Here is a 19,770-nt window from a genome sequence, read left to right as displayed (position 1 = left end):
GCCTGCTTCCTTTCATCAAGCGGAGAGCGTCCTGTCAAGATCACGACAGCCTCATTCGTTTGGTTTGCGATTTCATTTGCAAAGATAAAACCAAGACCCCCTGCGCCGCCTGTAATCAGATAAACTCCTTTATCCTTCCATGGCATGTCAGCACTAAGGTGCTCTCTAGACGTCTCTTTCCATTTGCTTACAAACCGTTTTCCTTGCCAATAGCGGATATGCGTGTCACGAGGACAGCGTCTGTTTTCTTCCAATGCTTCGAAAAGGTCGCTAGCAGACACTTCCGTATCCAATTCAATCAGCTGTCCGGTCAGTTTTGGGTTTTCCAGTTCAGCCGTTTTGAGCAGTCCGGTTAAGCCGCTTAATAGCTGCGGCTCGTTCAAAGCAGGCACCGCCACTTGAATGATTGTATGCCCCCCGGTTTTTGAGTGCAGCAGCTGCTTGATTTCTTCAAATAACCGTACAGCATACACTTCAAACCGGTCATCAATTGCCTCTGCAGGATGATGCATTATTGTACAGTCAAGATGATTTCGGATGCTTTCCATTTGTTCTCCAAAGTCACAGATCATGACTTTATGTGTCTCATACTCTATAAACTCTTGCTCCTCGACAGGAGCATTTTCTTCCCAAACGTGTTCAAACAGCAGCGTGTCAATTGTCTCTGAAAGACTTTCTGCCTGTTCTAACACTCTTGCAGAATAGCCCTTCATTCGCACGCAAACCTGTCCCTCTTCATTGCATAAATCGATATCAAGCTTCTGTATGCGGTCCTCACGCGCACTGCCCTCACTGTATGTGATCCGCGCCCACATTGACGCCTCGCAGCCTTTGAAAACGCGGACGTCCTGTAACGCAAAAGGCAGCATGGCCTTTTTGTCTGCTAAACTCGCAGCATCTCCCAGCCTCAAACCGATAGATGCTTGAAATGCCGAATCTATCATGCTCGGATGCAGAACATAACGATTTTGCGTATCGGAGATCATAGACGGCATTGTCAATTTTGCAAGAACCCCGCTTTTCCCCACATATATGCTGTCGATCGCTCTGTGGCTGTCACCGTAATCGATTCCCATTTCTTCATAAGCCCTGTAGCAAACAGAAGGTGACAGAGTCCGCTCATTATAGCTTGCCTTCAATTCTTCAATGTTTATGACCGGAGATTCATCAGCCTCACAAAGCACTGCAATCCCTTGTCCATATACAACCGGTGCGTTTTCTGCGCTCTCAGGCTCCTGGCAGATTTCAAATGCGATTTCACCGTTGTCTTCGGGATAAAGGCGTACGTGAATGTCAGCTTGCTGTTCCGTGACGGCAAACGGCCGGACCCAGACAATATTCCGGAGACTGAATCCTGTCGGGAACTGATCGGCAGCTGCCTTTTCCACAGCCGCACGAACCATCTCCAATAAAGCTGCGCCGGGTAAGACCCGCTCGCCTTTAATGACATGATCCTTTAAGAAAAATTCACGTCCCGTGAACGCTGAATGAAAGCGGACTCCCGACAAGTCGGACACATTTTGATGCAAAAGAGGATGAAGGACATGTCCTTTCCGTTTGGATCGAGCAGTCGCTTCCTCTGCTTTCGGCACCCAATAACGCACCTTCTCGAAAGGATATGTAGGCAAGCTGATCCGCTTTGGTTTCTTTCCTTCGTAAAGAAGTTTCCAGTTAATCGCAGCTCCGTTCGTCCACTGCTTTGCAATCAGATCGAAATTTCCTTGTTCCAGCGATTTATGTACCGTTTCAGCCGAAAGCGATAAATCACTTTCTCTTGATACTCGGCCATTCCAACAATGCTGAATGGTTTCGTGTTCTTCTATAAAAGCCTGCAATTGCCCGGTCAATTCTTGAATTCCGTCTGCTACAAATGCAACCCGCTCTTCCATCGGTTCACGCCCCACCTGCAGCGTATAAGCCAAATCTCTAATCTGGATGCCCTCATGAAGAAAATCCAAGAGACGTTTTGCATATACACGAAGACGTTCCTGATTACGGGCAGAAAGCGGGATAACAGCGGGAATGTCGGAATCTGACGGCAATGAAACGTCCTGCTCCGCTGTTTGAGGAATATATTCCTCAAGGATAATATGCGCGTTTGAACCGGTCGCCCCGAAGGAACTGATACCCGCCCGGCGCGGGTAAAGGATGTCTTCCTCCTTCTCCTTGATTACAGGCTGCTTCCATGTTTCTGTTTCATGCTGTACGTAAAATGGAGACTTTTCAAAATCCACGTACGGATTCAGTTCTTCTGAATGCAAAGAAGGCACGAGTGTTTGATGGTGAAGCTGCAGGGCAACCTTGCTTAAACCGCTGATCCCCGCGGCGGATTCAGCATGCCCGATGTTCGACTTAACTGATCCGATTGAACAGAATTGCCGATCCTGTGTATATTGGCGGAATGCTTTCACCAGCCCCTGTAGTTCGATCGGATCTCCTAAGGATGTACCTGTTCCATGTGCTTCCACATAACTGATCGTCCGCGGGTCAATTCCCGTTTTCTCCAAGCATGCCTCAATCAGATCAGCTTGAGAAACAGGACTCGGCACTGAAATGCCGCTTACAGTGCCCACATGATTCACAGCACTTCCTTTAATGACTGCATAAATGCGATCTCCGTCTTCCTCCGCCTGGCGCAACGGCTTTAATAAAACCGCACCGATCCCTTCGGCCGGCACATAGCCGTCCCCATCCTTCCCAAACGTACGGCAGTGTCCGTCAGTGGAAAACATATCCCAGACTCCGTATGTCATATATTTATTAGGATGAAGCGACAGGTTCACTCCGCCCGCTAACGCGACATCGCACTCACCGTGGCGAATGCTTTCCAACGCCAGATGTACAGCAGTCAAAGATGAGGAGCATACCGTATCAACCGCCATGCTTGGACCGTGGAAATTACAAAAATAAGATACACGATTGGCGATTTGCGCATAGTTAAGAGAGAGAGGAAATACATTTTCTGCTGATGCTTCTTCAGCGCCGACTAATGTATAATCCTTGTGCATGACGCCCGCAAAAACACCTACATGCTGTCTTTTGTTCCGTCCTTTTGGCTTGGCCAACGTCTTCGGTGTGTAGCCTGCATCCTCAATCGTTTCCCAGCAGGTTTCTAAAAACAGCCGCTCCTGAGGGTCCATTGTCTCTGCTTCTCTCGGTGTGATTCTGAAAAATTGAGGATCGAAGCAGTCTGGATCATCAATAAATCCGCCCCATTTGGAAATATCCTTACCTGAAGGAGACGTGATTCCTTCAAAGCGCCGCCAATCCCAACGCGACTTAGGAATCTCGCTAATACAATCCTTCCCTTCTTTCAGGTTATTCCAAAATTCATGAATGTTGTTTGCCTTCGGATACCTGCCCGCCAAGCCGATAATCGCAATGTCGCCCGCTGCCTCAGAAGGTGCGGTACGGAAAGCCTCGGCAGCCTTATGGCCGTTTACGCTATCGGAGACGTGTTCTCTTTCATTTTGCTCAAGAGAACCAGCGGCACTAAAATGCTCAGCATATTCCTCGGCAAGAAACGCTGACAACTCCGCAATGGTGGTATGCTCAAACAGGAGAGTCGGTGAAAGGCTCTCACCGATCCTGTCACTGATGGTTTCTACCACTTCAAGCAAGCCTGATGAATTCAATCCCATTTGATAATAGCCGACCTGCTTTTCAACCTGTTCGATCGGCTTATTGATTTTGTCTGCGATTAATTGGCTGACAAACTGTTCAGCCCCGCCATAGGCCCCCATACTGCCGGATGAAAATACTGCGTTGGCGGCTTGAGTATGCTCAGCCATGTCCTTTTTCAGCTCTTTTTGCTCCTGTACATCCTGTTGTTTTCCGCTAATCAGCTCTGCTTCACGCACTAGTTTGCTTGTGAAATTTTTCAGTTCAGCCACTTTTTCTCCCGAAGCATTAAAAAACTCAAGTGTTACATAAATCAGCTCTTTTTCCTGCCGGACGGAGGAGCGTTTAATTCTTGTCAAGCTATGGGTCTGCAAAAGTGCTGAAGCGGAAAAGGATTCATAGAACAGAGGCAAATACAGCCTCTGTTCTCCTTTAAGCAAAGATGTGAGCAAGTTATTGGCACCCACCCCGCTCCCGTCTATGAGAGTTGGATGAAACATAAAGCCTTCTGCGTGTTGCATGGCTTCAGAGCCGAGAGAAAGATCAAGAATAACGCCGTCTTCCTCTTCATAGATGCAGCCTTCTGCTTTCATATATTCGCTGTGCACCAGTTCTTGGCGTCTGCATTGTTCATATACATCATCAAGCTGAACAATGTTCTGCGCAGCTGCTTTGATCTGATTGAGATCCAGTGTTTCTTCAAACACAACCGGAGAGTGGACATGCATGTCAGCCTTCATATAGAGCTTTTCTTCTGAGGCTCTATTCCCATCACGTTTTTCAAAGCCTTTAGCTGAGATTTGCCACTTTCCTTCCTTTTTCTCCGTGCATTGGATATCGAGAACGATCACCGCATTCTGTCCCACCGTCAGCGGCTGATAGATGGATAAATTGCGCAGCTGAAGCTCTGAGCATTCGTAGCCGTGTTCTCTGAATATTTGGTAGATCATATCAATATAAGCCAATCCCGGCAGGACATTTTGTCCGTAAACCACATGGTGATAAATAAACGGATTTTTTAACGATAATGTGAGTTGTTTCGTTAGATTTTTCACGTTAGACCTCCACCTCATAAGTATCCCATATGTTTGCCGCAGCCTTGTTTAAGGTCTCCGCTTCCGGCTTTGACTCGCCATGCGAAAACGCCCGTTTCTTTAATTGAGGAGGCGATATCGGACTGCGTTTGATCGCGCGTTTTTCATCTTCTTCCCACGCCTCTAAGATGACATGAGCATTCGTCCCCCCATCGGCAAAGCAGTTAATCGCCGCTGCAGGCTGCGAATCTGTCCATTTTTCCAGCGTTCGGCTGAACGTGATGTTTGCTTTCTGTTTATCGAAATGCGCCATCTCTTTTTCACCTGACAAAAACGGGACAAAACTTCGCTCTTTCAGCATCAGCACAACCTTGATCAAACTGGCGATCCCTTCAGCACATAACGGGTGCCCGATGTTCGGCTTGATTGAACCGAGAGAAAGATGCGGTGCGTGACCTGAACGGTACACCGATTGGATCGCTTTCAGTTCGAGCAAATCGGTTACCATTGAACCAGACCCGTTCGCTTCAAGATAGCTGATGTCCTCTGGTTTTTTTCCGCTTTTGGCAAGCGCGTCTTTCATGACTTCCTTTTGCGCCTCCAGATTAGGTGTGGCCGGTCCTGCCGTTCTTCCATCGTTATTGACCGAGGCCGCTTTCACGACAGCATATATGGTATCCCCATCTTCGAGCGCTTGTTTGACCGTTTTTAACATGACCATTCCTACGCCTTCACCCAATACAACTCCGTCAGCACGCTCATCAAACACATGGAAGGATGAATGCTTGCTTAAAATGCCGCGCCGGTCGAACAGCCTGTGTGAGGCATCTGAGTTCAGCAGGCTGACACCGCCGACTAACGCTGATTGAATATCTCCGCTGCGCAGGGCCTGTATGGCCATATTCATGCCGACCAATGCTGAGGAACATGCTGTATCAACTACAACACTCGGGCCGCGGACATCAAAAAATTGTGAAACATTAGCCGCTAAATAATTTTGGCCGACTGTCACGATCGGATTCTTAGCATAATGAAGACTCTCTTCATCAGGTTTGTGCTGGCTTCTGCCTCCAATATAAACGCCGACTGGTTTCCCTTTTATTTCCTCAGGTGTATACCCGGCGTGATACAAGAGTTTCAGACACTCCTCCAATACGAGTAATGCCTGCGGGTCCATTGCCCTCACATCTTCTTCATGAAGCAGAAAGTAATCAGGATCAAAATGGCTGACGTCATCAATCACGCCGGCATAATATGGCGTCTTACAGCCCCAGCGCTCTGCCGGAACCGGGACAATTGACGAACGTCCCTCAGATAATAACGACCAATAGGTTTCCAGCGTATCCGCTCCTGCAAAGCGGCAAGAAAGCCCCACGACAGCAACATCTTCTGCATGAGAGCCCGGTGCCGGCGCTTGTGCACAATCCCCCGCAGGGTCAGATGCGCCAGCCTCCGTTTTGTTCTTTGAAGAAGCTGGTGTATCCAATATCCTGTCTCCGAATAGTGCGGACAGCGTTTCGGAATAAGAGCCGATCAGCCAATCTGCGAACCTTTGAATTGTCGGGTATTCATACAGAATAGACGGATCAAGCGTTGCTTCTAATTTGCGGTTTATACGCTGAAGGACCTGCGCCAAAATGATCGAATCCACTCCATAATCTTGGAATAATCCGTCAATCTCGAAGTCTTCACGATCAATTCTCAGCTCTTCAGTAAACAAATCAATTAGCCAGGACTGTGTTTCAGATAATAGCCCTTCACTTTTGAAAATGTCTTCGGTATCTTTCGCTGGCGGACTTTGCAAAGTCGATTCCCGCAAACCTTCCTCATGGCGTTTTCTCCACTTCATCAGCAGCTCCGGCTCCCAATTTGTTTGATTTGTCACCGCTGGGAGAACAACCGGTTCAAGCGTTTTCGATAAGAGTTGATCCAGAAAACGCAAGCCCTCTGAATTCGTAATACTCAGCAAACCGCTTTCTCGGTATGCCTCATTTGTCACTTCGCCCATACCGGTTTCTTTCCAATTCGGCCACTGAACGCTGATGATCGGTACATTGTTCTGATGTGCTTCCGCGAAATAATCCATATAGCTATTGGCCATCGCATAGTCAGCTTGTCCCGCCGAAAGCTGCGGAATAATGGCTGAAACAGAAGAAAACAAGACAAAAAACTGCAATGGCTCGTTACACACGTGCCGATAAAGCGTTGTAAGACCTGACACTTTAGGCTCCAGCACCCGCTGAATATCACCGGGAGTTTTTCTGATGAACGCCAGCGTATCCATATCCGTCAGACCTGCACAATGAATCACACCGCCGATCGGCCCTAAAGTTTGCCTGATATGTTGCAGCGTTTGCCCAACTTGAGCATCATCAGATAAGGTAAGGGACAGCATTTGCACTTGTACACCTTGTGCTTCCAGCTCCCTTACTGCCTGGATTTTCTGTGCCGCGGAAGTATTCGATGTCTCAAAACGAGCCCACTCTTCCCGTGGAGGAAGCTCCTCTCGTCCGGTCAGCACCAGCTTTTTCACTCCATAGCGCTCTGCAAAATGCCTGGCGCATAATAAGCCAATGCCCCGTGTCCCGCCTGTGATGAAAAGCACATGGTCTTTAGGGAAGGTCACCCTTTGTTCGGCTCCCTTGCCTGTTTCAGAATGCGCTTGTAGAACAGCCTGATACCGCAAACCGTCTCTGTAGCAAACCTCCGTATCTTGAGAATCTGAATAAAACTCATCAGCGATCTGCTTCGCGAGACGATGATGATCAATAATCCCCTCTGCATCCATATGCCTTGAAGTAAGATGGCTGTATTCGCTTTGAAGCATTCGATACAAACCGGCTCGTGAGGCGCCCGCCATCCGGACTGATGTGTTTTGAAACGATTCGAGTCCCTTTGTCACACAAAGCAGCCTGAGTCCCTCTTTATGCCCGAATTCAACCAGTCTTTGCACCCATTCAATCCAATCCAGCCGGTCTTCATCATGCTCACCGCAGCCAATGACATCCACTATGCCGTCAAACTCTTTCCAATCGACGTCTGACTGATGGCAGTCTATCCGGCTCACATCTAATAAAAGATGGTTCGGAAAAGACGCAGACACTTCAGCTGCCAAATCTGCAGTCTCTGGATTGCACAGGATGGCAACCGTTCGTGTCCCCGGCACTGTTGAGCCAATCGGACTCAAACTCCATTGTTTTGTCAAAATACATGCGGTGCGCTCTTCAGCAGCATCAGCTAGTTCTTTCTTGTCCGGTTGTGAATGTTCCTTTTCCGGTACCCAATAGTGATCCCTCGCAAATGGATATGAAGGAAGACTGATTAGGCGCGGTTTGGTCTCGCCGTATAATGTATTCCACTGGATCGACACACCTTTGACCCATAAATCCGCAAGCTTGGCGTATTTTCTTTTTCTGATCCAAGCATCAATTGCCATCGCCATATCCTCATCTGCTGTAAAAATGGCCTGGGTGTCTTTGTTTCGATTAGACTGTCCCCGGAAGAATGCTTCAGTTCCTTCCTTACCGTCAACAAACGCTTGCAGTTTATCTTCAAGTTCCTGCATCGTTCCTGCAATACATGCCAAACGCTCATCCATTTCTTCGCGTCCAACTTGCAGGGTGTAAGCGATGCGGTGCAAATCTTGATCTGTATATTTTTTCTTGCGAACCGCCTCCAGCAATTGCGAAGCACGATCCTTTAGCCTATTTTTATTTTTAGCCGACAGCACAATCATGTGTGGCTGAACTGGTACTGTTTGTTCTGAATTGGCTTTTGAAATATATTCCTCAATCACAATATGTGCGTTTACTCCGCCAATCCCAAACGAACTGATTCCGGCGCGGCGCGGAAGCTCGTTTCCGTCATGATCTGTGACTGCCTTCCATTCCTGTTTATCCTGAACGATGTAAAACGGACTGTCAGTCAGCTGGAGATAAGGATTAAGTGTCTCGGAATGCAGGCTTTTCACTAGCGTTTTATGCTTCATTTGCAATAGCACTTTGATCAGGCCGGAGATACCTGCAGCAAGCTCTAAATGGCCGATATTGCTTTTCACTGAGCCGATGCCGCAGCGGTGATCCGGAATGCTTCTCTTATTGGAAAGTTCGTTAAACGCAGCTTTCAGTCCGTTTATTTCAATCGGATCCCCCAGCTCAGTCCCCGTTCCATGCGCTTCGATATATGTGACCGTGCTTGGATCTATGCCTGCTTGGCGATATGCACGCACTAACAGATCAGCTTGCGCTTTCGGATTAGGTGATGTCAGGGTATTGGCTCTTCCGCCGTGATTTTCCGCCGTCCCCCGGATAACGCCGTAAATATGATTCCCATCGCGCTCGGCATCTGTCAGCCTTTTCAGCATGACCATTCCAACACCTTCCCCCCTGACATAACCATTCGCATCAGCTGAGAAGGTTTTACACTTGCCGTCTTTGCTCAGCATCCCAGCCTTGCTGTAGCTAATGTGCGCCTCCTCGGTCAGGATCGTGTTTACGCCTCCTGCGATCGCCATCTCACAATCGCCGCTTTGCATCGCGGTCACAGCACGGTGAATGGCTACAAGAGAGCTGGAACAAGCCGTTTCGACTGGCTCACTCGGACCGTGAATATTTAGAAAATAACTCATTCTATTCGGGCCAACCGAAGGAATCATATGACCTGTAGCCGCATGACCTTCAATTGGAAGATTCGCTCTATGGAATAGATCTTTATAACCTGTGTTTCCTGTACCGATAAAGATACCGGTCCCGGTACCCGAAAGGCGCTGCGGTGAGCATCCCGCATCTTCCAGCGCCCTCCATACATACGTCATTAATAGGCGCTGCTGAGGGTCTATATAATGAGCTTCTCGCGGCGAAATACCAAAAAACAACGGATCAAACTCCGCGATTCCATCAATAAACCCGCCCCATTTGATGTCGGTTTTATTAACTTCAGTGTCAGGGTTTCCATAATACTCACGCCAATCCCATCGATCTTTTGGAACTTCTGTGATGCTGTCTTTGCCCTCCTCAAGGTTTTTCCAAAATTCATCTATATCCATAGCGCCAGGGAATCGGCCGCTGATGCCGACAATTGCAATTGGCTCAAAATCAGCAGTCTGATTTTTGTTTCTTTCCGCTTGTGCAATAACAGGCTGTGTAAAGCGGCGCTTTCTTCGAGTTGTGGTTTTTGGCTCTGCAGAGGATATTGTCTGTAACTCTTTTCGCACCTCTGATTTTTCGGGCTCCTGAGCAAAAGTTTCCTCATATTCTTCTATCAAATATTCCGCCAGGCTTTGGATGCTTCCATATTCAAAGAAAATGGTCGGCGTTAATTCCAATTGATATGCGTCGTTTATTTGATTAGTAAAGACTGTGAATGTAACCGAATCAAATCCGTATTCACTCAGCTCTGTATGGACATCAATATCTGCACGATCTACTTTTAAAATCGCACTGACCATGTTGCTTAATGATGCACTCAGGCTGTTTAAGGTGTGCAATGAGCTTGGCCTTTCATCTGTGTCATGAACAGCAGCATCTTGATTCAATTCACCCGGATACGCAGCCATTACATATTCAGCCAGACTGTGGATGCTTCCATATTCAAAGAAAATGGTCGGCGTTAGTTCCAATTGGTAAACTTCATTGATCTTGTTTGTAAAGACAGTGAATGTAACCGAATCGAACCCGTACTCACTCAGCTCTGTATGGACATCGATATCGTCAGTGTTTACTTTCAAAATCGCTCCGACCATTTGAATGAAAGCTGCTTCTAATTTTTGAATCTGACCGTGAGCCTGATCTCCGTTTTTCTGCCCCTTCCGTTTGCCTGCCGTTTCTGCAGAAAGCAGTTTTTGCTTCATTTTCTGAAGCTGCCCTTCCATCACAAAAACTTGCGGCTTTTCAGATGCTATTCCTTGATAAAATGCTTCTAAGGCGCTATCTGTCGGCATCGGGACCATTCCCATCGTTTTCAGCATTCTCTGTTCCACTTCAGACCCGACCTGCATACCGCCTTCTGCCCATAGCGGCCAGTTGAAGGAAATGGTTGAGCCGAATCGCTTTTTAGATGCCGCAAGAGAGCTTCGGTATGCAGCAAATGCATCCATAAACGTATTGGCTGCCGCATAATCGGCTTGTCCAGCGTTTCCTAAACATCCGGAAACTGATGAGAATAAAACGAAAAAGTCTAATGGGAAATCCTTGCTGCATTCATCTACATGTAACAATCCGCTCACTTTTGGCTGCAACACTTTTTGAAACTCTTCATTCGTTTTATGAACGATGAAGTGATCTTGAATGCTGCCTGCGCCATGAATAATTCCGTTAAGAGTGCCATGCTTTTCTTTGATTTCCTCCATGAGACGCCGAACCGCCCTCTGATCACTTACATCAGCCTTTCGATAGACGACCTCCGCCCCCATGCCTCGAAGAGCCGCCAGTTCATTTTCCTTACGCTCACTTAAAACAGAGCGTCCCGTCAGGATAATAGTGGATCGAACCGTTCGATTGGCAATTTCTTTTGCAAATAGAAGGCCTATGCTTCCTGCTCCGCCTGTAATCAGATAAACGCCTTCGTCTCTCCACGGCATATGAAGCTCTTCAGCGGAAGGCAGCGCCATTTCCCGCCAGCCTTTCACAAAACGATTTCCAGCCGCATATCGAATTTGTTTATCGGCAGGTCTCCGGCTGTCGTCCTTCAGCTTGAGATGAAGGTCATTCATCTCTTCAGGTTTTTCGACCTCGATGACCTGAGCTGTAAGTTTGCTGAACTCTAATTCAGCTGTTTTAAGCAAACCGGAAACACCGGCAAACAACTGTTTCTCTTTTTTAAGCGGTACAACAGCTTGAATGATGATACGGCCGGCAGAATGCTCATCGATCATTCTTTTCATAAGCTCCAACACGTTCTGCGCGTAATACTGATAACGTTCAGCAATATGTCCTTCAGCTTCATATAGAGTGATGACACTGGCATCCTTCATGTTTGATGTAAGATTGTCTGTGACGCTTCCTTCAGTCTCAAAGAGTACAACGATATGCTCTGTGTACGATGGGTCTCCGTCCTCAAGTCCGCCACTCTGTTCTTTCCATACCGGCTCAAGCAATAAGCGTTCATGCCGTGAGGACAGCTTTGATGAATGAACCTCTCCTTCCAATACTCTCGTTGAGAATCCTTTGACCCTGACACATACGTTTCCACTCTCATCAATGACATCGATATCCGCTTTCTGAACAGTATCTCCGGAGTGATCGCTGTCACTTAAGCGGGCATAAGCCCACATAGAAGACGAACATCCTTTGAGTACCTCAAGCTCTTCAAGCGCAAATGGCAAAATCAGCTTTTGATCAGTCAATTCCTGCATGATACAGATTGTTGCCGTCTGCAAGGCCGAGTCCATGATGCTTGGGTGCAGCACAAACTGTTCCTTCGTTCCAGAAACGATTTCTGGCAGGTGCAATTGTGCCAAAACCTCTCTGTTTCCTATATCCACATTCTTAATTCCTTGGAAGGCCGGACCATGGAACATCCCTCTGCTTCTGCCTTCTTCGTAAAATTGATCGGGTGACATCTTTCCTTTGCCGCAGCGGCGTGATATTTCAGCGAGGTCAGCGACCGGCGTTTCGGCGGTAGATACCAGCTCCGCACTGCCTTGACTATGAATAACAGGGTCGTCCCCGTCTTCCTGTGTACTGTAAATATCAAAAGTGATTTTTCCATCTTCTTCAGGAAAGAGGCTGATATCTACTTGAGCCGAATGTTTGTCAACCACAACAGGCTGAACCCAGACTGTATGATTCAATCTGATTCTGATCCCTTGGCCATTATGGCTTCCTGCCGCTAGCTTGATAGCCGCGTGCGCCATTTCAAGGTACGCAACACCAGGAAGCACCGGCTTACCTCTTACCACATGGTCTTTCAGAAAGAATTCCTCACCAGTGAAAACCGAAGTGAATTTCTGTTCGGAAAAATCAGATGTATTCTGATGGAGCAGCGGATGAATGAAACCGATCTCTGTCTGATTTCCAGATAGCTGACCCGACGGCTTGCGGTCATTCCGCGATGGCCAATATCGTTCCTTTGCAAATGGATATGTCGGCAGACTCATTCTGTATGGACGCTTACCTTTATAAAGCTGCATCCAATCTATATGCGCTCCCTTGCTCCAAATCTCCGCCAGCTTGTTCACTTTTCCTTTCGACATCCACTTTCGGATCAGTTCAGCACTGTCCTCGTCCTCCGTCAGCCATGACATCTCCCTGTCATTGTGCTTACTTCCATGAAAGCAGTCTTCAATCGCTGTTTTTCCTTTAATAAAATCTATGAGCTTCTGTTTTAACTCATTGACATGATCAGCAGTAAAGGCAACGCGATACTCCATCGCTTCCCGCCCGACCTGAAGCGTATAGGCAAAATCAGGAAGCTGTCCGGCATCAAGATCTCTTCTTTCCAAATAGGCCAGAATTTCTTCTGCATACTCTTGCAGCCTCTCACTATTTTTTGCCGAAAGCGGTATGATGCAGGTTCCGTCTATCTTTCTATGATCAAAATCCCTTTTGTACTGTTCAAAAATCGCATGGGTGTTTGTCCCGCCAAGTCCGAACGAGCTTAGCGCAGCCCTGTGCGTTTTATGGTCCTGGCTTAATGTTTTCTTTTGATCGACAACGTAAAAAGGAGAGCTGTGTAAGTCTATATTTGGATTCGGCTCCTTATAATTGAGGCTCGGTGCAAGCTCGTGATGATAAAGACTCATCACGACTTTAATACAGCCAGCCAGACCTGCGGCCGTATCTAAATGCCCGATATTGGTTTTCACCGATCCAATACCGCAAAATTGCGTTTTATTTGTATATTGCCTGTAAACGTTCGTTAAAGCTGCCAGCTCGATTGGATCTCCCAGCTTCGTTCCGGTCCCGTGCGCTTCCACATAACAGATGGATTCAGGCTGTATCTTCGTTTGATTCATGACCTTCTGCACCACGTCAGCCTGTCCTTTGACACTTGGAGCATAAAAACCGACTTTGTCAGCGCCATCGTTATTTACACCTATGCCTCTCAACAAAGCATAGATATGATCACCATCTTTTACAGCATCAGCTGCTTTTTTCAGCAATACAACAGCAACGCCCTCACCGCCCAGCATCCCGTCAGCTGAAGCGTCAAAAGCTTTAATATGTCCGTCGCTCGAAAAATTCAGCCCCGGCTGATGCATGTATCCGATACTTGACTCGGTATGCAGAGTTGCACCGCCAACTAAAGCATAAGCAGATTCACCTGACAGCAGGCTTTTATAGGCAGAATGCAATCCGATCAGGGACGACGAGCAGTTGGCGTGGACGAAATAGCTTGGCCCTTTCAGCCCGAGCTTATGAGAAATCATTGTCGGAATCGTCCCGCTTTGCGCAAGCACCCACGAGACATAGCCGTCCGGCGTTTCCAGACTTTCTGTTGTATCAGACGGCAGCAGCGCGCGATAAGAGTTATTGCTTGCCGACATAAAAACACTGGTTTGCGGAACCTGTTTCGCAGTATAACCGGCATCTTCAATTGCTTTCCATGAATGAGTCAGCAGCATCCGAAGCTGCGGGTCCATAAATTCAGCATCTTTAGGAGAGATTTGAAAGAAGCTTGGGTCAAATCTGTCTTTCCCATCAATCGAAGATTTAGCCGGAACATAGCCGGCATTCTCCGCTTTCTCCTCTGAAATGCCAAAGCGCTGAAGCTCTTCTTTATTGAAAAACGCAATGCTTTCCTTGCCGTTTCTCAGGTTCTCCCAAAACTCCTCATGGTTTTTCGCCCCGGGGAACTCACACGATATGCCAATAATCGCCACACTATCCTCATAATAATCCGGCAGGTCGCTCGTCCTATTGGACTGATCAGAATGCACCGCTTCTTCCTTCGGTACTGAGACACGTATATCGGCCATTCGCTGTTCGGCAATGTATTGGCTGATATTTTTGATCGTTGAGTACTCAAACAGGTCTGTGACAGAAAACTCACAGGATAGTTCATGTTTGATGCGGTCAGCCACGGTAACTGCGAGAAGCGAATCCCCGCCAACATCGAAAAATCCGTCTTCCCGTTCAATGTCACTTATTTTCAATACTTCCTGCCAAATGATGAAAACAGCATCCTGAATGTTCAAAGGAGAGATCTTCCTTTGCTTTGGCTGCTTTGCGGTTAATTCTTTATGCTTAAGACTGTTTCTGTCTATCTTTCCATTCGGTGTCAACGGCATACGGTCAAGCTGAATAAAAGAAGAAGGCACCATATAGGCAGGTAAAGCGTCCTTCACATATCGACGCAGCTCTCTTGCCTCAAGAGAAGCATTTGCATGTTTAGCAGTATAATAGGCACAAAGCTTATGGCTTCCATTTTCCTCAGCCGCGACAACGACACATTCCTGAATGCCGGGATGCTCACTGAGCCTGCTTTCAATATCGCCTAGTTCAACGCGGAATCCGCGGATTTTCACTTGATTATCGATACGGCCTATATATTCAATTCGTCCTCCCGGAAGCCAGCGCGCCATGTCTCCCGTTCTATAAAGCTTTGATCCAGGCTTAAACGGGCTGTCAATGAATCTCGCATTCGTTAATTCCGGCTTTTTGTAATAGCCCTTTGCCACGCCGTCCCCTGCAATGCATAGCTCACCCGGGACACCAGCCGGGACTGGAGCAAGCTGGGAATCTGTAATATAGATTTGTGTATTGGCGATCGGTCTTCCTATCGTGGCATGAGAGCAATCTTCATTAATGCGCTGAACCGCTGACCAAATTGTTGTTTCGGTTGGCCCAAACATATTCCAGGCTTCGCTTGCCGTATGTAAGAAATATTGTTTCAATGTCTCTGGCAAAGCTTCGCCTCCGCATAGAATTTTCACTCTCTCTTCATTTTCCCAGCCTGAATAAAAGAGCATCTTCCATGTAGCGGGGGTTGCCTGCATGACAGTCGGTTTGAACGTTTGGATGTCCCGCTTCAGTTTTTCAACGTCTTTTGTATGTTCCGTTTGACAAATATAGCAGTGTGCACCCTTTATCAAAGGCAAATATAATTCCAGAGCAGCGATATCAAAACAATAGGTTGTGACAGCGAGCATTTTATCCTCTGGCGAAAGCCCCGGCGTTTCCCCCATCGAAACGAGAAAGTTTGTCAAAGCTTTATGCGGTATCATGACGCCTTTTGGCTTTCCTGTGCTGCCGGATGTATAAATGACATATGCCAAGTGTTCCGGCGTGACAGTGCGTGTAAGCACTTTTCGATCAGAGGCTGTTTGTACGATCTCATCCCAGTCTTGATCTAACAGAGCAGTCTTGACACCGTTCCAACTCAAAGTATTTACTAATGCTGATGTCGTCAGTGTAATGGAAACTTCACTGTCTTCCAGCATGTGTTCCAGCCGCTCAGCCGGATAGGACGGATCTAGCGGCACATATGCCCCTCCAGCCTTGAGAATTGCCAATAATCCCACAATCATGTTCAGCGACCGATCCACATAGATGCCTGCCAGGCGCTCCGGTCCCACGCCATGCGCCTGCAAATAAATGGCCAGTTGTGTGCTTCTTTCATCAAGTTCACGATACGTCAATGTTTGATCTGCATAGCTGACAGCCGCTCTATCAGGCGTCTTTTTCGCCTGCTGCTCAAACAATTCATGAAAACATGTATATGGATACGTTTTGTCAGTGGCATTCCATGTTTTGAGAATCATCTGCTCTTCTGCTTCAGGTAATAATGAATACTCTTTTAACGGCTGAGAAGGCTTCAGCATCGCCTGTTCGGTTACATAAACAAAATGATCAAATATCGCGGACACAGACGCCGCATCAAACAGCCCGGTATCGTATTTAATATTCAGTTCCATTTTTTCTTCTGTTTCCCACAGTTCAAAGACTAATTCGTATTCGCCCTCTTGATGAATATGCTCAACGAAATCGACAGTAAAGAAATCCGCATATCGACTCAACAAGTTTTGATAGCTACCAGATTGAAGAAAATTCTGATAGAAAAAAGCGGTTTGAAATACCGGTGAACCTGTTTGGCTGCGAGGAATATTCAAATCCTTGACGATTTTCGGAAAAGGATAAACTGCATGATCAAGCCCATCGAACATTGTTAATTGCAATTTTGACATAAATTCAGAAAAAATATCTTCCTGATTCAACTCACTGCGAATCGGGAGCATATTGAGAAAATGTCCAATGGAAGCATCAAATCTTTCTTCCGGTCTCACCATCGCCGGCATGCCGACAATCTGTTCCTTTTGGCCAGTATAACGGCTCAGCAGGAGCATATAGCAGCTCAAGAATACGGTCGAAACATTCACAGAATGCTCTTTCGCAAACGTCCTGATCCGATTCATAAATTCGCTGGAAAGCCGCCGGGTATATGTTTCCTCTTCAAACTCAAAATCAGCTGAACTTGTACTAACCTTAGGCAGCTGAAGAATCGGCAAAGTTCCCGATAACTGTTTCTGCCAGTATGAACGATGCCTCTCTCCGGTTTTTCCGGTAAGCACGTTTTGCTCCCATGCCGCAAAATCATGATACATCGCAGGAGAAACTGACACTTCCGGCTGCCGTCCTTCTAAAAGAAGCTTATAGCTGTCAAACAGACTGCGTATAAATGTGACAGACGAAACCCCGTCAAAAATCATATGGTGAATGACAATAAGCAAAAAATGCTCTTGTTCAGATCTGGAGAAGCTCATGAGACGCACTAACGGGCTGTTTTCCTTTACATACGGTTCCTTTACTTTCTTTCTAAGAAAAGAAGGGATGGCAGACTTTTTCATTCCTGAGATGTCTTCTGTCTTGATTTCAATTGAAAGCGCTGGCTCATGTTTAAGAAATGGCACTCCGTCTTTCTCTTGGATGACGTGCTTTAAAATCGGATGCTGATTCAATACAAGGCCGAAAGCCTTTTGTAGTGTTTCAAGGTGAAGGCCTGACGAAAATTGAAAACAGAGAGGTACGTGATATGCACTTTTTTCAGGTGACATTTTCTGCAATGTCCATAATCCTTTTTGAACCTCAGATAGAGGCTGGAAAGATGCCTTGCGCCTTTCCGGTTTCGTTTTGGATGTGCCGGCACCCTCCTTGTCAGCAGACAAGCTGCCGATGCTTTCATGTTCAGATAGATAGCCAGCCAAACGTTCAATCGTAGGATACTTATGTATCTCTCTGGCTGTGAGTTTGATACGGTAATTCTTCTCGATCGACCGAATAAGCTTCATCAATTTAATAGAATTCACACCAAGGTTTTGGATATTTGCATTTGGTTCCACCCAATCGCGGGACACATTAAGCTCATCAGTCAAACAAGTAAACAGATACGCCTGTATCTCTTCCCTTATTCTTTTCGCATGATCTGCTTGCTGCATCTCCCCGCCCTGAACCGAACCATTCACCCGGTTGGGTTTATGAAGCAAGTAGTCGAACTCTCCATTTTCAAATGAAGTTTTCAGCTGGGTGCGCTGTATTTTTCCGATAGCCGTTTTCGGAATCTCTTCTTTTTGTACAGGGAGCAAATATTCCGGAGTGACTCCGATCACCTGCGAGACATGGGATTGTATGTTTCTAAGAAGCTGAGACATCTGCTCATCATTCATTTTTTCGGAAGCGGCAAAGAAGATAGCCAGCTGATCCGTTGAATTCTGATCGACGCGGACTGCGCAGGCAGCGGTATAAGAAGTTTCGATTTCCGGTAATTCTTCAACAGCAGACTCAATCGCATGACTGTAATAATTAATGCCGTTAATGATAATCGCATCTTTTGTACGGCCCGTTATGGTTAAGCGTCCATTACGCAAAAAGCCAAGATCTCCGGTTTCAAACCATCCATCTTCTGTAAACACACTCTCATTTAAATCTGGGCGCCGGTAATAACCGCTTGTAACGGGAAGACCAGAGACTTGAAAACGGCCGATCTCGCCTTCCTCAACCAATTCATTATGGTCATTCACAATTCTCATAGAGAAGCCAGGGATTGGAGAACCTATTTCGACAAAATGATCATCATCACTTGTGGCAGCCCGGGTAAACTCATGAGAAAAAATAACACCGGATGACGTTTCGGACATTCCCCATGCAGGCCGGATAGCATCAGCAGGCAGGCCATAGGGCTCTAAAAGCTCAAGCATTCTCCGCCCTACTTTAGCTACCATTGCTTCACCGCCATTGAGCATGTAACGCATTGAGGACAGATCCCATTTCCGATTTTTCATTTCTTCTGCAAAATCAGTGACCAGGCCGAACGCAAAATTCGGCGCCCACGTAACAGAAGCACGGTAATGATCAATCCAATCCAGCCATTTCAGCGGCTCCATTAAGATCGTGTCGCTTGAGACGTTAATTTCCTGGCAGCCCAGATAGACATCACGCAAATGCAGCATCCCGATGCCTCCGACATGATCAAACGGCATCCAGTTAAACGTGACATCTTCTCTGGTGAAGCCTTGCATTTGAATAATTCCTTTCACCATGCTCATAATGTTTCGATGATTAAGCATAACCGCTTTTGGCGTTCCCGTACTGCCTGAAGTCAGCAATAAAAGCGCTAAGTCTTCAGGACTTGATTGATGCCAGTCCGCCTCCGCTTCAAAACTGAGCAAATTCTCTACAGCAATTGCACGGAATCCTTCAAGGCCTTGTTCTTTCGCCCAATCGAGCATTTCCTGATGCATGTCCCGGTCTGTAATCACCACCGGCTTGTCAAGAAGCGTCCAGGCGTCTTTCAGCTTTTGAGTCCCGCTGCTCGATTCAGCATACGTTGGCGGAACGGCTAATGGAGCCGGAACAATTCCCGCTAAAACACATCCCCAGAACGCAGGGAGAAGCTGTGAATTGTCGCCAAGCTGCAAAATCACGTTTTGTTTTGCTTTCAGGCCTGATTGGCGGAGCCCCTTCACGATACGCAACCCATCATTCCACAACTGTCCATATGATTGGTGCACTTCAGTTCCATCCGGCTCTAAATAAATGATTCCCTTTGTATCCCCAAGCTCCGCAGCCGTTCTGTATAAAACTTCAGGTATTGTTGCCGGCTGCTCTTCAGATATATGTAAAGGCTCACCATAGCTGACAGAAGGATTGGCTAATATGCGGGTATTATCATTATTTTTCAT

2 protein-coding genes (1 of these 2 running past the window's edge) are annotated in these 19,770 nt (G+C 46.9%); both read right to left on the bottom strand.

Annotated features, from left to right (window positions below; genetic code table 11):
• Positions 1 to 4,694, bottom strand: partial view of a type I polyketide synthase gene (locus tag EFK13_RS09435; RefSeq protein ID WP_129505647.1) — the start only. Its footprint begins 8,950 nt before the window's first position; 4,694 of the gene's 13,644 nt are visible here — the first part of the coding sequence; it begins with the start codon at positions 4,692 to 4,694; its stop codon lies beyond the left edge, outside the window.
• The gene (locus EFK13_RS09430; protein ID WP_129505648.1) at positions 4,678 to 19,770 is read right to left on the bottom strand and encodes a non-ribosomal peptide synthetase; all 15,093 of its coding nucleotides are present in this window, start codon (positions 19,768 to 19,770) and stop codon (positions 4,678 to 4,680) included. The genes EFK13_RS09435 and EFK13_RS09430 overlap by 17 nt, the downstream gene beginning before the upstream one ends.

The organism is Bacillus cabrialesii, from assembly GCF_004124315.2.
Taxonomy (GTDB): Bacteria; Bacillota; Bacilli; order Bacillales; family Bacillaceae; genus Bacillus; species Bacillus cabrialesii.
This window is presented reverse-complemented; position numbering and strand designations above follow the sequence as displayed.

Bases quoted from the DNA above. Each gene is read 5' to 3' on its own strand.
- EFK13_RS09430 (WP_129505648.1), bottom strand. From the start codon at position 19,770: ATGAAAAATAATGATAATACCCGCATATTAGCCAATCCTTCTGTCAGC.